This is a genomic window from Paenibacillus chartarius (genome assembly GCF_042432825.1).
In the GTDB taxonomy this organism is placed as follows: Bacteria; Bacillota; Bacilli; order Paenibacillales; family NBRC-103111; genus Gordoniibacillus; species Gordoniibacillus chartarius.
This window is the reverse complement of the sequence record NZ_JBHLWN010000043.1, coordinates 1-15,766: the sequence shown is the minus strand read 5'-3', so window position 1 is coordinate 15,766 and position 15,766 is coordinate 1. Positions and strand designations below refer to the sequence as shown.

The window sequence follows — 15,766 nt, the reverse complement described above, 5'->3', positions numbered from 1 at the left end:
CCTTAATCCATCGTCTCCGTCGGCTTGAGCGCCTTCTGGACGAATATCGTCAGCAGCAAAATAGCGGCGAACAGCACGATGCCTAGGGCCGACGCATAGCCCATCTCGTTGAACGTGAACGCCCGGTCGTACAAGTAGAGCGCCGGCGTCAGCGACGATTCGCCCGGACCGCCGCCGGTCAGGATGAGCGGCAGCTCGAAATTTTGCAGCTGGCCGATCAGCACGAGCATTACGACAAGCCGGACTTGGCTGCGAATCAGCGGCAGCTCCAGGTGAACGAGCCGCTGCCATACGTTCATCCCGTCGAGGCTGCCGCTTTCGAACAGCTCCGACGGAATCGTCATCAGTCCGGCCAAATAGATCAGAAAATAAATGCCGCCGATCCACGGGAAGTTGTAGAAGACGAGCGCCCAGATCGATGTCGCGCTCTCTCCCAGCCAGCTGTGCGTGAGGCCGCCCAGCCCGAGCAGCTTCAACAGCGCGTTGAGCAAGCCGTTCTGCCCGGCGTAAATCCATGTCCAAATCTTGATAACGACGATGGACGGAACGATAAGCGGCAGGATGAACAGCACGCGGGCCCATTCCGCAAGCCGCTTCCGTCGAATATGGAACACAAGCAGCGCCGCCAGCAATGGAAACGTCAAATGCGCGACAAGTGCGCCCCCGGCCAGGATCCCCACATTGCGGATCGAGCCGAGGAAGGATGCATCGCCGGCGACCCTTACGAAATTGGCGATACCGACGAACCGGTCGATATTCGCTCCATTCCACTCGAAGAGCGATTTCTGCAGCGCAACCAGAAACGGCCCGTACTTAAAAGTACCCAGCACAGCGAACACCGGCAGCAGAAACAAATAGGCATGCTTAGATTTCCATATTTTGCGAAGCAGCGGGTTACTGCTCATATCTTCACCTCCTTCGTGGAATCGCGTACGATGAGCCGGGCCGGCAGCACCGTCTGGACCGGCTCGTATGACTCCCGCTGCAGCAGCCGCTCGAATTGCTGCACCGCCGCTTTCCCGATGCCGGAGATCGGCTGATGAACCGTCGTCATCGGAGGATTCATCAGCGGCGACACCGCGTAATCTCCGAAGCCCGCGACGGACACATCGTCAGGAACCTTAATCCCCAAGCGCTGCAGCTCGGAGCTGACCGCAAGCGTCCCCCGGTAAGTCGTGCAGAACATCGCTGTCGGCCGCTCTTCCTTCCATACCTTCTTTAGCGTTTCATGAAGCCGGTCCGCCTCCGCGTCCAATTCGTATACCAAGGCAGGGTTAGGCGCAATTCCCGCATCCTTCAACGCATTATTGTAGCCTTGTACCCGGTCTACATCGCACGGGTGAAGAATAGGAGCGTGAAACAGCGCGATACGCCGGTGACCGAGTGCGATGAGGTGCTCCACCGCAGCCCGGCTGCCGCCCGCATTGTCGATATCGACCCACGACACCTCGGTATGCGGATAAGAGGCCGCCAATATCGTGTGCGGAATCCGGTTTCGGACAAGCGCTTCCGGCAGCTGCGAATTCAGCGGGGGATTGATGACGAGCAGCCCCTTCAGCCCGTTCGAACGGCAAAAGTGGGCAAGGTCGTTCGTCTCATTCAGCGCTTTGCCCGCATAAGGAATCAGCGTCAGAAGCATATCGAGCGAATAAGCGGTTTCCATCATGCCGTTCATCAATTCGCCCATATATTCCGGGAATGAAATCGTCGGCGTAATGACCCCAATCGTGTCCTGACGGTTCGCCACGATTGTCGGCTGAAATCCATGCTCGTTCATCAGCCGAATAACTTTGTTTCTTGTTTCGGCGTTGACGTCGGGCTTGTTGTTCAAGATGCGCGATACCGTCGAGACGGAGACGCCGCACAGCTCGGCGATTTTGCGTATATTCACCGCCATGCCTCCTTTCCTGAAATCGGCTCATGCCTCCCCCTTCTTCGAAACTTTTCCGGTACAGTACCGAAAAAGACATAAAAAAAAGGAGACTACGCGCTGATTGCTTCGCGTGTCTCCGGTTGGCCGGTCAACAAGGCTATTCGATAATGCCTTAATTCCTAGCTGTTTAATTGGATTTATTGTAGCAAGTCCGACTGAAGCCGTCAACCTTTATTTTTCAGGCGTCGATCGTTCGGACGGAACGTCCGCGGCACAGCGGAACCCGATGTTCCCGGTGGAGCTGTCCGGGGTATTGGAGCTTCGCGCCGCGACCCGATACCGATTGCAGTACGACTTATGGCACAAATACGAGCCGCCCCGCATGACCCGCGACTGCCCTGCGCTCGGGCCCTTCGGGTCGCTCTCCGGCGATTCGGCGTAATAGGTCTTCGAGAACCAGTCGGCGCACCACTCCCACACGTTCCCCGACATATTGTACAGACCGAACCCATTCGGTTCATAGGTGCGGACGGGAGCCGTACCGGCGTAGCCGTCGCTCAAGCTGTTTTTCACCGGAAACTTGCCCTGCCAAATGTTGCAGCGGTGCTCGCCGTCCGGCTTCAACAGATCGCCCCATGGATACCGTTTCTGCACAAGCCCACCGCGCGCGGCAAATTCCCATTCGGCTTCCGTAAGCAGGCGTTTGCCCGCCCATCGGCAGTACGCCGCCGCGTCGTTCCACGAGACATGAACGACCGGGTGATCCATCCTTCCGTCGAGATGAGAATCCGGGCCCTCCGGCTGCTTCCAGTACGCCCCTTCCACGTTCCACCACCAGGGAGACCCTTCCACGACGGAAGTCACCCGCTCCCCAACGGACGAAGAGACGAACAGATGGAACACGAACGACCAGCCGTACGTTTCCGCATCCGTCTTGTACCCGGTTTCCTCGACGAATGCGGCAAATTCGCGGTTCGTGACGGCACAAGGATCGATATAGAAGGGCTGTAAGGTCACTTGGTGGACCGGGCCCTCCCCGTCATTCGGAAAGCCCTCCTCATCATCGGTGCCCATCAGGAACGTCCCGCCGGGGATATATACCATGCCTTCAAGCGGATCTTTACTGCGCATCGCCAATGGGAGCTGCCGCTGCACGGCTGTTTGTTCGGCTGCAGTTCTTCTCGCTGCACAGCACGGTTTGTCGATCCTATCCATCTGTACTCCACCTTATTTCAATCTGATATTGCTTCTTAGTATACAAGAACCGTGCGCTTTCGTCTTTACATCGATTCGATCAGCGCCTTCTCCTGCATTTCCGTCCAGATGCGGTGGACGGTTTCTTCCGGAGTTAACTCCGATGAGTCCAGCCACATCCCGATTCGGGGCGTCTCGTTTCGCAGCACGCTGTCCAAGCCTTCGACAGTCCAGATGCCGTACCCTTTCTTAGGGCGGGAAGCTTCCCTGGAATCGACAACAGACGGACGGGGACAAAGGACCACGACATACAGAGGGCGTTGATGAACTGCGGCAATAAAATCGTTCAACATCGGGCCTATCACAACGTCCTGAACAACGACGGTGAAGCCTGCTTCGCAGTAAGCATCCGCACAATGTGCGGCTAACCGATACCGGAGACGAAGCTGATCCAGCTCCTCCTGTTCCGCTTCCGGCCGTACCTCCTTCCTGTTGTTGACGATCATTCTCCGAAACAGATCCCCCCGGATGTGGACTGACTGCTTGAACCGTTCGGAAAGCAGCTGCGCCACCGTCGACTTTCCGCTGGCCATAATTCCGGTGATCAAAACGATTCCCCTGTGGTCCGCGCGCATCGAAACATCTCCTCTTTCAGCTTTTTCTCCTATTGTAGCTCCTGAACGTTAACTCATGGCTGTAAAGTTTGGATACATTCGTTTTTTCAACCGAACGGCACAAAGACATGCCCTCCGACAAGGAAAGCATGCCTCTGTAATCGCGATTAGCTATTAAACAATAAGGTAAAACGCTTTTAGCGGCCCATGAACTCCTACGACGAGATTCATTTCGATATCCGCGGAATTACTCGGTCCCGAAATAAAGTTTATGCATGAGGGAACTGCATTCCCCAACTCAACCTGCTTATTCATGTCATGGACTGCCTGAGTGATACGAGGCACAATCGTCTCCCGCGGGATTATCGCTACATAGATGGTTGGCAAGAAATGAAGCGCACGCCCCTGTCCTTCCCGGGTCTTAACCACGATCGTTCCGGATTCCGCCAGCGTATAATCGCTAAATACAATGCCGAAATTGGCCTTTTCCGCAATGTGAAAGTTCTCTTCCTTCTTCGCTGCATCCCATTGATAAACATCAATATTTTCTTCCGGCCATTCCTGCTGAAGCAGCGCTGTTAAGCCATATTCTTCAAATCGCGGATCTTGAGAAGCAATAACCGGCCCGCCGCCATTATCGGCAACAAGCTGCTTGAGAACTTCGGACAATTGGGCTTTAGAGGTTTCAATAACCGTCGTATGAATCTTGTTACAGTGCTGCTTAAACACTTCCACAAGTTCATCGCTGCTGCAGTTCGCAAGGACGTCCCAGTTGACGTCATGCTTCCATTCGGGGCGCGTGACACCGCTTGTCTTCCGTTCACGCCCAAGCTTGCTTGCTATATCGTTTAGAAAGGAATCTCTATTCTGGATTGTCCCCGGCATGATTACTCTCCCCCTTGGTTATGATTTTTAAACCAATCCCGGAATCTTTCTTTACTCGGTGCGGGGAACTCCCGAATTTCCGTCCAGTTTTTCAAGGGTCCTACCCCTTTGGAGACGCGGTCGCCCGATGTAAAGGGACTCAGTGCCGAAGGTGCAAGCTTGGAGCCCATGCGGTACATGGCCGCGGAAGACGCGCCCATACTAAACATTTTCATCGCCAATTTTTCCGCTAAAGGCGCACGGCCTTCTTTTTCTACAATCACTTGGCGATGCTTGAGCAGCAAATTATGAAGCGGAATTTTTACCGGGCAAGCCTCCGTACACGCTCCGCATAAGCTCGAGGCATACGGCAGCTCTTTATAATCGTCATAGCCGCCCAGGAGCGGAGTTAATACCGCACCAATAGGACCCGGATAAATGGAACCATACGAATGTCCTCCGATATGGCGATAAACCGGACAGACGTTAATGCATGCCGCGCAGCGAATGCATTGCAGAACGGATCTGAACTCCGATCCCAGGATCTCGGACCGGCCATTGTCCACGATGACTAAATGAAACTCCTCCGGCCCATCTCCTTCTCCTTCGGCGATAGGACCGGCAACCGTAATATAACTGGTCAGTTTCTGGCCTACCGCACTGCGGCACAACAGACCGACCAGAACATCCAGCTCTTCCATTGTAGGCACGAGACGTTCCATTCCCATAACGGCAATCTGGGTTTTCGGAATCGCCATGACAAGATCCGCGTTCCCTTCATTGGTCACCAAGCAAAGCGAACCCGTATTCGCCACCGCGAAATTGCAGCCCGTAACCCCGATCTCCGCCTCCATGAATTTCTCGCGCAAGATGTTACGAACAAACTTCGTCATTTCATAAGGATCCTCGGTTTTCCCGTACCCCAGCTTTTCCTTAAATACGTCACGGATTTGTTCCTTATTCTTATGAAGTGCAGGAGCAACAATGTGTGAAGGCGGGTCATGATCATCGATCTGAAGAATATATTCGCCAAGATCGCTTTCCACAACCTCACAGCCGATCGCTTCCAGCGCCTGATTCATATTGATTTCTTCCGTGACCATCGATTTCGATTTCACGACCTTCTTCGCTTGCTTTCGTTCCGCAACTTCCTGAATATATTGCGCGGCTTCCTCTTTCGTCTTGGCGAAAAAGACATGGCCTCCTCGCTTGGCAACATTATCGCTGAGCTGCATCAAATAATAATCCAGGTTCTCTAGCGTATGCTGACGGATCTGTTCGCCGAGGTCGCGCCACTGCTCCCAGTTACCAAGCTCTTCGGCTGCCGTCAATTTCCGCGTAAAAAGCCGCTCTTGTGCGGACGATACCGAGCGGCGCATCACCTCGTCATGAATCCCGTCATCCATCCGTTCTTTAAACTTCTTTTCACTTGTTTTCATGGACATGGTTTACATTCTCCTTATCTGCTGTTCAGGACTTCGGCAATATGCATGACTTTCACGTTCTTCCCGAGCCGTTCCGATCGACCGCCGATATTCAGCAGGCATCCGCAGTCCGCGCCGATCAAATAGTCGGCATCCGTCTTCATCACACATTCCACTTTCTCATCCACCATTTGCTCGGAGATCGGGGTCATCTTCACAGAGAACGTGCCTCCGAAGCCGCAGCAGTTTTGGGCATTGGGAAGCGGTACAACCTCTAAACCTTTCACTTGATTCAGCAGAGCAAAAGGAGCATCCTTGACGCCCAACAAACGGGTCATATGACAAGAAGTATGGTACGTCGCTTTTCCGGGCAATTTGGCCCCTACATCGGTTACTTTAAGCACTTCGACGATGAATTGCGTGAGTTCATAGGTTTTATTGGCCAAGGCTTCAGCGCGCTTCTTCCATTCCGGATCTCCCTCAAATAGATGAGGATACTCAACGAACATGGTCGCACAGGAACCGGAGGGAGTTACTACATATTCGGCATGTTCAAAAGTGCGGATCATATTTTTGGCGACGTCGATCGTGTCTTTGACATATCCGCTGTTGTAGGCGGGCTGTCCGCAGCATACCTGGGATTCCGGAAATTCGACTTCGCAGCCTAAGCGTTCCAGCAATTCCACGGTGGATTTTCCGACATTGGTCTGGAACATGTCGACTAAACAAGTAACAAATAACGATACTCTCATAAAATAACTCTCCTCACTTTCGGCTCTACCTTCATATCATGTGATCAGGTTATCTGACAACTTGATGAATCAACGATATCAATAAAAATCTCTCCAGATGATTATACCTGTTTTTCTCTTTTCGTAAAAGCCACTTTGTTCCGTTTACAATCTTTTCTTTCAGAAATAACGCCGACGCTGCTTCTAATACAGAAAAAAGAAGAGGGTTTCCCCCCTTCACCGTTTCGCTCTTATAAAACTCGAATGACCCCAATATTCTCTTTATTTTTGTATATCCAGGCAATCGCAATGGAATAACCGATAATTGGAGAAATTCCATACCCCATGATTGGCATTGGGAAGTGTCCGAAAAAGGTGCTTATCAGCGTAATAAGATAATAAACTCCTATCGCAAAGAAGACAGGGCTTTCTTTAGCATATTTGGCAAACGGATATAACAATAAAATTTGAGCAGCAACTCCGAGTACTAGCCAGATTACCCCCATATCCGCAACCAAATCCAATATATCTTCTACGTAGGAGACGGGACCGAGATGATCAAGGTTCATCCATGCAAGCACGATCGCCGTAATGATTAAGGCTAGAGTAAGTATCATCCCTTTACGAAGTTTGCATGTTCTCAGCATAAGCGCGGCAGCTGCACATCCAAAAGCACTAACTTGACTTGCATCCGGTTGGAGCAACAATAGAAATATGGTAATCATGGTAACCGCCATAAATAGAAGCTCTTGCTTGTTAACCGCAAGTATATAGAGATTTATGATCAGTAAAGGCAATAGTAAGCTTGCGACATGTATATTTATTGGGCCAACTGACACCCATCGATGTACGCCTTCCAAGTCGCTGGTCCAAAAAGTAAATAGCAACAGAACGATTACCATGCATATCTGGCTTATGCTTGTTTGCAGACCTGATTTCTTGGAGCGTATGATATACACTGCACATATCATCGTGGTTATCAGCCAAATCGATATATTTTGTGACCAAATCAGTGATGTTACGCCATGAGCTATCATGGCAAGCATCCCTAAGAGGATAGCGGGCAGCATAATATAAAATGGTGCTATTTTCATTCTTTGTTTAAATCCTCTCGACCTTCTCTTTTACAAACAGACACGTCAATATGCCGCGATTTTTAGAATTCGAGAATTGTTTCTCCAGTTTCATGCCCAGCTTTTCAGCCACTTTTCTTGAAGCTGTATGGCTCGCGGGCATATTGGCGCATATCCGTTGTAAGTTCAGCTGCTCGAAACCATATTTCATGACGGCTTCCGCCGCTTCATATCCAAAGCCGCGCCCCCAATATCGCGAATGAATGATATAGCCTAAGTCGTTTTCCAACACTCCATCGATCTCGAGGCTGAGAAGTCCCGCATCCCCAATGAATGTTCCGGTTTCCTTCAGTTCAATCGCAAATCTGCCAAACCCGGTTGGGTAGTTCTCTATGGCTCTATGAATCATCCAATTTTCACATTGCTGATCATCAAATGGTTTTGGCCAGAAGCTCATCGTTTCCCGGTCAGATAGCAGGGTATGCAGCGAAGGAAGATCCTCTGTTGTATATTCCCTTATTCGAAGCCTGTCTGTTTCAATTCCATTCATTTACATCGCCCCAATCATGACCAAATTTATTTGTGTGCAATCGTGCCGCGGCAGCGCTCTTCCTGATTTTACGGTTTGGCACAGGCCTGCTGTACATACTTTTTAAGTTCCTCTACGGAGGTAAATATCCGATCGGGCTTCAAGGATTTTAGCTGCTCCAGTTCAGCCGTTTCCGCCCAAGCCGCCGATAGGACCGGTACCCCAACTTCTCTGGATGCCAAAATATCGCTTGGCGCATCGCCGATATATACGCTTTCGGAAGGCAGTACTCCCAACTGTTCGACTACACTCCTGATCCCGTTTACTTTTCGAGGACCGTAAGGCGAACCGGTCTCGATCGCATCGAAATAGGCTTCGATGCCAAAGACTTCGAGAGTAATCTTTGTGCTGTGTTCTCCCTTCCCTGTCACCATAGCTAGCCGTATCTCATTATTTTTTGCGAAATCAAGAATATCTACAATTCCGTCGAACGGTTCCGCACACATGCCATGCAGCTCGCGGTAATGGTCGAGGTAAGCCGCAATTCCTTGCTCATATTTGTCCGGGATCAGAGCATTGACGGTACCTTCTTCGGATGGACCGAAAGTATCGATAATTTCCTGATTGCTTAACGATCTGCCGGCAAGCGGCTCTATGGACCTTTTGAAAGCGGCAATGCAAAGAGGCAATGTATTGCCGATCGTACCGTCCAGATCGAAGATGATCAATTTCAGCATACCTGTTCAGCTCCTTCGCTACCCCTATATGGCGTTATTTGACCTGCCTGTTTCCATGCCTCGGAGCCGAATAGGATAAAAGCAGCTCCCCATAGCAACGGTCCAAAATCGGATACGGCCGGAATAAAATTCAGAACCGGCGTGGCAAGCAGCAGTACAGCGGGAAACCTGGAAAATATATTCGTCCGAAAGATACAGAGCGGAAACAGGATCATGCTAAGAATTAACAGAGGCATAGACGTCATCCCCGCAATTGCGATCGGCAGCGGCGGCGTCGGGGAGTCCAGCATTGCGGGCTCGTACACCCGGAAGGTTAGCGATTCGAATACGAGCGCCATCAGCAGAAAGCTGGCAAAAGAATGAATGGCAAAGGCCGCGAATCCAAGCTTCCCGGCTTGGCGGATGTGCAGAAAGTAAAGCCCGAACATGCCGATCCCCATAAACATCGTTCCTAGCACACCTGTAACCAGCTCCGGGATGCTGTTCAGGCCCAGAAATAGAGCGAATGGCGTCATCACAGCCCTGAAAAAACCGCCGATCATGCTGCATACAGCTAAAAAACGTATCACTGTTCGTATACTCAACTTTAATGCAGTTCCTTTTCTATAATTGATTTCTGACTCGCATAACGAACGATGAGCTCCCCAAGCGCTTCCCGGATATTTCCTTCGAACAGCCCTCCATGATAGCAAATCAGCCGATCGATATCGTATTCAAGGAGCAAGCGGACCGACCGTACGGCTTCTTCCATATCCAGGGTGTATTGGGGGTTGGCAATCTCCAGTCTTCCGTCCTCAATAACGACAACATCTCCGGCGATCAAGGTTTTACTGGACGACAGATAGAGCGAAATGTGACCTGGCATATGACCGGGGGTGTGAATGATTTCAATTCCTCCGCACCATGGGAGCCGCTCGGCATGGGTCACCGCTTTATCGACGGCAGCCGGTTCGATCGAGCGAAGCATTGCAATGAATTGCTCGGCATGAGCCTTCGCCTCGTCCGGCATCTGGCTAAGCGTGGATTCCGCTTGTTCAAGGCGCAGCGACTTTTTCAAGCCGCTTATATAAGGGATTTCCAGCTCATGAGCGATGATCTCGATATGCGGATAAGCTCGTTTGAAAGCGGCAAGACAACCCATATGGTCAATATCGTGATGGGTCACGATCATTTTATTTACAGCGTCCAGCTTACAGCCGTAACGCTCTGCCGCCTCTTGCAGCTGAATGATAAAATGCGGATAACCGCAATCTACGAGAACCGTGTCTTGATCGTCTTTGATTAACACCGGATAAATATGTTGATGCCCTCCTTCATGAGTAAGTGAAATTTCCAATGCATATACGTCCGCCATACGTTGTTCTCCTTTACCAAGCGCTTTTTCGTGCACAACTCTTATCGTAAGCGAGCAGAAGAAAGCTGACTATGGCCCTTTCGGGTATTCGTTCCAAACAGAAGGTATTCTTTCGGGTACGATTCCGCGCTTACTCATTAATTTTGCCGTTAATTGCGAGCGGTTGCGAATTTCAAGCTTGATGTAAATCGATTTCAGATGTTTCTTGACCGTAGATTCGCTAATATATAACCGTTCGGAAATTTCTACGTTGGAATAACCGGCTGCAGCTTCCAGCGCTACCTCGCGTTCGCGGTTACTCAAGAGCGTGAGCGAAAGCGGCTCGCCGGAGTGAGGAAGGCTATTCGAATAGCCTTCCAGCTTCAATTCCATCCCTGTGCGTTGAAATAACCGGTTGATAAATTCAGGGAGCTTGTCGCCTCTTGTATCGAGCACGTAGGTCGGCGATGGGGTCCGGCCGTCGTGATGGCAGTGAGTAGCTCCTTCGACCGGGCTAAAGCCAAAGGCGGTATACGACTGACGGCCGATCTCGCTGTCGTACGGCGTCGTAACCAAGATGCCTCCCCTGCATAAGTAAGAATATATAAGGCGGATCCCCGCTGTCCGAATCATCGGATTCAGAATATCGGCAAAGTCTATAGAGCGAAGGAACCAGCCAGCCGGACGCTCACTCGGCGCTGCTAACAGGCACCGCTCTGTTTCCGTTAGCGTATGCAGATAAGGCGTGAAGAGCGGATCCGTCTGCAGCCAGGTCATCGTACCTGCGTGAATCGGGATACATATGGCAAGAGCGCAAGCTTTGTCCTCTTCATCCCGAAGCAGCCTAAGCGACATAGGCTCAAGCTTGTACAGCACCTCCAAGTCCAAAGGCGCCGCGTTGAACCTTACTTGCTCCGCCGTATATTCGATACGAAAGGACTTCCCCGTAATCGGGTCGACATGGATTCCCGACACCGGATCCGTGTTGCTCTCCCGCCATTGGGCGTAAGCCGTCGCATCGCGAAGCGTCGTTTCCGTCACCGCTTCCCAATAATAACGGCGATCATCATCCGAAGTGAGCGCACGCAGAACATCGACATCCGCATAACGGAACAATTCGCCGACTTCCCAATCCATTGTACTTCGGTCGGCGCTCTCGAGAATGGCCTTCGCATAATAAAGCGCGCAGCTCGTCATGAGATCCCGATACCGCTTGGGCATTCGTGCTTTCAATCGGACAAGCATCGACTCGCGCATCTGATCGTGCATTTGCCATCCCCGCTCCGTACGCCGAACGAACGATAAGGCCACAAGACGATCGAACAGGTCCGGGGAAAGCTCTTCCTTCATAATGGAGGAAAGCTTCTCTTGATCAAATACCCGCATGACCGATGCCGCTTCGATAAAACGAATGAGCTCCCGATCCCGTACCTCTTGCAGCCATAAGGAAGCCAGCTGATCAAACCAATCCGACGCATCGAGAGCATTGGCATGCGGCATTTGCGCATATGATGCAGCGGCTAACGACATGGCCAACGGATGGCCATTGGTGCGGCGCCATATTTTTTCTTTGAGCAGCTCGTCCGTAATACCGCACATGGTGAGATATTCGGTGCACGCCTCATGGTGAAGCTCGGTTAGCGGCAGCTGTTGAGTCCGTTCCCGCCAAACCGGCGAAAGCAGCCATCCTCCTCTTAGCGGGTGCCGACCCGCTGTGAGAATCAGCATTCGAGGCGGAAGCATCGGGATGAAGCGGTCCCGCAGCCAGTTTTCCATATCCTGCATCTCTTCAAATGTATCGATTGCCAGGACAATAGGGCATTCGTTATTATCCGCGTGCCGGGCCAATTGGTCTACGGACAACCGGATCGGATCGCAAACAGGCTGGGGATTCACACCCAACTGAGGCAGCAGAGCCATGCCAAACCCGCGCTCGGAATGGTTAAAATCCCGGCTGTCCAGTTGAAAGTACCGGGCTCCGGATTGCTGCGCTTTTTGCCGGCACAAACGTAAAAAAGTGCTTTTGCCTACCCCGCCGGTACCGTAAAGATGAAGCAGTCTGAGTGTGCTGTCCTGCTGCATAGTACGAAGCATTTTCTCAAAGCTGTCAAGTTCCCGCTCACGACCGACGATAAAGCGGAGCTCTCGCTCGACTAGGCTTTGCTTACAATCTTGATCCATCATCTCACCAACCAAATTTCATACGAAGACCTGAGCAATGTAAGCTCTGCGATTACCTTCAAACCGGTGCAGCGATACGAATATCCCGCATGCACTTGAAGGCGAACGCTCTCCGTTGACAAGAGATACGCTCGCCTTTTCACGTCGTTTATTCTTTTATAGAACACCCTGCTTCTATTTGATAGCCATATGGATTAAAGGATAAGGCCGCCCCGAAGCATCCACTGCAGAACGTCCTTCCGGAGCGAAACCATATCGGGTGTAGAAGCGGACTGCTTGTTCATTCTGCTCATTCACGTCAACTTGGAGATGCAGCCCCTTCACTTGTTGTGCGTGCCGGAGCAAGCGAGTACCAATTCCTCGTCCATGGTGGCCCGGACTGACGAATAGCATTTCAACCTTGCTGCCATCCACCCCGATGAACCCTAACGGGCGCTTCTCGTTATCGCAATAAATCCACTTTTCGACCTCGTTCAAGGCGCCGCCCCGGACCAATTGGTAATAAAAATTGAAATCTTCTTCTTTTAAAAATGTATGGGTTTGCAATACAGCGTGATACCAGATTTCCACTAGAGCTGACTGGTCTTCTTCTTGATAAAGACGGATAGAATGAACCACAATCGTAGCCTCCTTACTGCACCTACTGAAATGGTATCACACATGAAATTGGAGAAAAAGTACTCTTTCGGATACTTTTTGAAAAATGTTACATTCTTCCTATTTCCTTAAGCTTTCCCGATATTCAAGCGGTGTCAACCCGGTTAATTTTTTGAAAAATCGAGTAAATGAATGGTGGGTTTCATACCCCAGCCGTGCGCCTACCTCCGCAATCTTCAGTTCGTCTTGTTTCAGCAATTCTTTGGCTTTCTCCATCCGCACTTCATCGATATAATCGGATAGATTGACGCCGCATTCCTGCTTGAACAGCCGCGACAAATAAGAGGGATTGAAATGGATCACACCGGCTAGACGCACGAGAGACAAATCCTCGCCGATATGTGCCTCAATAAAGGAACGGATCTTCCCGATCGCTGCGGCCGCCCTGTTTTTTTCACCGCACGAACGGAGCTCGAACAACGACTCCGCAATCTGTTTCAAATAATCGAAGCTTTCTGTCCAGGAGGCATGCATGTCTCTTTGCATGAGTCCTTTTGTCCCGACCTTATCATGCAGCTCCCAGCGATTGATGTAGGATAGCAGCAAGAGTGCGATTGTATAATAGAGCTCCAGGAGAAAGGGGGACCGATTTCGATGATCGTCGAAAGTGAGCGCGGCCAGCTCCTCCAGCACAACAAGAAATCCTTCTTTCCTTCCGCCTTCCAGATGGACGGCCAAAGCCTCCGCCTTTTCCCTCAGCGATCGTGAAAGGGCCGCTGTCTCAATCGTTTCCATATTGACCGTCTGTACCATCAGTGCTCCGTCGCCTGCCCGCATGTGCTGCTGGCTGCGGATTCGGTCGTAAACAGCGGAAAGCTGATTCCACTCGCAAGGTTCGGCGCAGAGCGTGATGGCAAACGTCAGGCCCAAAGAATCTTTGGAAGCTTGCTGGATCAGCTCGAATTGTCCTTCCAGGAACGTTACCGCTCGGGGATAGGCGTCGCCGGCATCCATTCCATGGCCTGGCTGCGGTTGGATGAGCCAGACCAGATCGCCATAGCGGTCGATGACGCCAAGACTTTGTGTCCGTTCCGTCAGGAATGACTCCGCCAAAAATTTAACGGCGAGCGCATACTCCTGACTTTCGGCATACGACTGATGCATGCCGTTCGTACGCTGCAGGTTACCGATCGCGACAAGCACGGGAAGCGTTGGATCAAGCGCAATGCCCAAATGGCGGAAATCGCGCTCCAGCTGCTCCGCGGCTCGCTCCCCCTGCAGCAAATACCGGAAATAGTTGCCTTGGGCGAGCGTTTCGAGCGTAGTTAGCTTTTCTCTGGATTGATTAACCAAATTGTGGAACTTCAAGCTGTTTTCCAGCTCCGTAATGGCACCGGTTACTGCCTTGATAATCTTATCGTATCCCTCACTTTTAAGGAGATAGCGAACCCCCGGTGTTTGGATCGCCTGATATATATAATCAAAGTCGTTATACCCGGTTAAAAACACGATTTTGCAATGCGGCCAATGACTCCGTATGTTGGTCATGAGCTCTAAGCCATCCATACCGGGCATCCGTATATCGGAGAGCACGATATCCACTCTTGTCCGATTCATCAGCTCAAGTGCTTCTTCTCCGGAATACGCTTTGTACAAATCAAGACCGAGGTTCAATTGCTTGAGTACTTCAAAGAGTCCTTCCGTAATAATTTCCTCATCATCGACGATCAGCAGTCTAATCACAGACAACACCACCTGTAAAGGGAAATGAAAGAATGACCTTCAGCCCCCCGAGCTCGCTTCGGCTTACCCGCAATCCGTAATCTTCGCCGAACGTAATCTTCATGCGTCGGTGAATATTCACCAAAGCTGTCGTCTCCGTATGGTCATCACCGCTATCCAAGGTGTACGCTATGCTCTGCAACGTCTCATCCGTCAAGCTAGCACCGTTATCCTCCACGACGATACGGATTTCCGTCTCTTCGCTCTCGAAGCGAATGACAATCCATCCGTTACGTTTCATTTTCTCCAAGCTGTGCTCGAAGGCGTTTTCAATAATAGGCTGGACGATCAAGCGGGGGACCGCGATCTGTTCCATTTCCTGCGGAAGGGAATCGAACTGCACACGGATGCGCCGGGCAAAGCGAAGCTCCTGAATCTCCGTGTACATCCGGGCGTGGTGAATTTCTTGCTTCAGCGATACTTCGTCCGAAGCGTTCCGGGTCACGAACCGGAAATACTCGCCAAGCATGGTCGTGAATTCCTCAATCCGTTCGACATCCCCCGTCTTCGCCATCGTGTTCAGAATAAAGAAGCTGTTGTATAGGAAATGGGGATTAATTTGGGATTGAAGCTGTTTCAGCTCGGCCCGCTGGGTCATGATTTTGTGCCTGTATACTTGATCGATCAACGAACGCAGATTGGCGACCATCTGATTAAATCGTCCATATAAATAGCCGAACTCGTCTTTGGATTCGTGTTCGACGGCAAAGTCAAGATCTCCGCCTTCCATGCGCCGAAAGCTCTTCACCAGCGTTAACAGCGGTTTATGAATAAAATAGACTCTCGGAGTTAAGGGGGCTTTTGAGGCTGAAACAAGGCATACTTCCTGAAGAA

At 51.1% G+C, this 15,766-nt stretch carries 16 protein-coding genes; all 16 read right to left on the bottom strand.

From position 1 onward, the window contains the following. Positions 1-2 precede the first annotated feature (2 nt). On the bottom strand, positions 3-905 hold the full coding sequence (locus ACFFK0_RS10890; RefSeq protein WP_377470197.1) for a carbohydrate ABC transporter permease: 903 nt from the start codon (positions 903-905) through the stop codon (positions 3-5). Then, positions 902-1,891, bottom strand: a complete 990-nt coding sequence (locus ACFFK0_RS10885) for a LacI family DNA-binding transcriptional regulator (protein WP_377470195.1) — start codon at positions 1,889-1,891, stop codon at positions 902-904. The genes ACFFK0_RS10890 and ACFFK0_RS10885 overlap by 4 nt, the downstream gene beginning before the upstream one ends. Positions 1,892-2,104: 213 nt before the next feature. Further along, complete coding sequence (locus tag ACFFK0_RS10880; protein ID WP_377470194.1) at positions 2,105-3,088, bottom strand: formylglycine-generating enzyme family protein; 984 nt, start codon at positions 3,086-3,088, stop codon at positions 2,105-2,107. A 65-nt stretch (positions 3,089-3,153) separates the two neighbouring features. Beyond that, the gene (locus ACFFK0_RS10875) at positions 3,154-3,702 is read right to left on the bottom strand and encodes a phosphotransferase-like protein (RefSeq protein WP_377470193.1); all 549 of its coding nucleotides are present in this window, start codon (positions 3,700-3,702) and stop codon (positions 3,154-3,156) included. A gap of 153 nt (positions 3,703-3,855) precedes the next feature. Next, the gene (locus tag ACFFK0_RS10870) at positions 3,856-4,566 is read right to left on the bottom strand and encodes a LutC/YkgG family protein (protein WP_377470192.1); all 711 of its coding nucleotides are present in this window, start codon (positions 4,564-4,566) and stop codon (positions 3,856-3,858) included. Between the two features lie 2 nt (positions 4,567-4,568). Further along, positions 4,569-5,990, bottom strand: coding sequence for a LutB/LldF family L-lactate oxidation iron-sulfur protein (locus tag ACFFK0_RS10865; protein WP_377470191.1), 1,422 nt, complete (start codon positions 5,988-5,990; stop codon positions 4,569-4,571). 14 nt (positions 5,991-6,004) lie between these two features. Continuing rightward, complete coding sequence (gene lutA, locus ACFFK0_RS10860) at positions 6,005-6,721, bottom strand: lactate utilization iron-sulfur protein LutA (RefSeq protein ID WP_377470189.1); 717 nt, start codon at positions 6,719-6,721, stop codon at positions 6,005-6,007. Between the two features lie 230 nt (positions 6,722-6,951). Next, positions 6,952-7,794, bottom strand: a complete 843-nt coding sequence (locus ACFFK0_RS10855) for a hypothetical protein (RefSeq protein WP_377470188.1) — start codon at positions 7,792-7,794, stop codon at positions 6,952-6,954. A 7-nt stretch (positions 7,795-7,801) separates the two neighbouring features. After that, entirely contained in the window at positions 7,802-8,323 is a 522-nt protein-coding gene (locus ACFFK0_RS10850; protein ID WP_377470187.1) for a GNAT family N-acetyltransferase, read from the bottom strand. A 68-nt stretch (positions 8,324-8,391) separates the two neighbouring features. Continuing rightward, the gene (locus ACFFK0_RS10845) at positions 8,392-9,039 is read right to left on the bottom strand and encodes an HAD family hydrolase (protein WP_377470186.1); all 648 of its coding nucleotides are present in this window, start codon (positions 9,037-9,039) and stop codon (positions 8,392-8,394) included. Next, positions 9,033-9,581 (bottom strand): hypothetical protein, encoded by a 549-nt coding sequence (locus ACFFK0_RS10840; protein ID WP_377470185.1) that lies wholly within the window; start codon positions 9,579-9,581, stop codon positions 9,033-9,035. The genes ACFFK0_RS10845 and ACFFK0_RS10840 overlap by 7 nt, the downstream gene beginning before the upstream one ends. Before the next feature lie 44 nt (positions 9,582-9,625). Then, on the bottom strand, positions 9,626-10,393 hold the full coding sequence (locus ACFFK0_RS10835) for an MBL fold metallo-hydrolase (RefSeq protein WP_377470184.1): 768 nt from the start codon (positions 10,391-10,393) through the stop codon (positions 9,626-9,628). A gap of 69 nt (positions 10,394-10,462) precedes the next feature. Beyond that, complete coding sequence (locus ACFFK0_RS10830; RefSeq protein WP_377470183.1) at positions 10,463-12,556, bottom strand: LuxR C-terminal-related transcriptional regulator; 2,094 nt, start codon at positions 12,554-12,556, stop codon at positions 10,463-10,465. A gap of 171 nt (positions 12,557-12,727) precedes the next feature. After that, positions 12,728-13,171: a GNAT family N-acetyltransferase gene (locus ACFFK0_RS10825; RefSeq protein WP_377470182.1), complete on the bottom strand. Its 444-nt coding sequence runs from the start codon at positions 13,169-13,171 to the stop codon at positions 12,728-12,730. A 99-nt stretch (positions 13,172-13,270) separates the two neighbouring features. Then, positions 13,271-14,893 (bottom strand): response regulator transcription factor, encoded by a 1,623-nt coding sequence (locus tag ACFFK0_RS10820; protein WP_377470181.1) that lies wholly within the window; start codon positions 14,891-14,893, stop codon positions 13,271-13,273. Then, the coding region (locus tag ACFFK0_RS10815; protein WP_377470180.1) for a sensor histidine kinase at positions 14,886-15,766 on the bottom strand (881 nt) is incomplete at its 5' end. The genes ACFFK0_RS10815 and ACFFK0_RS10820, both read right to left, overlap by 8 nt.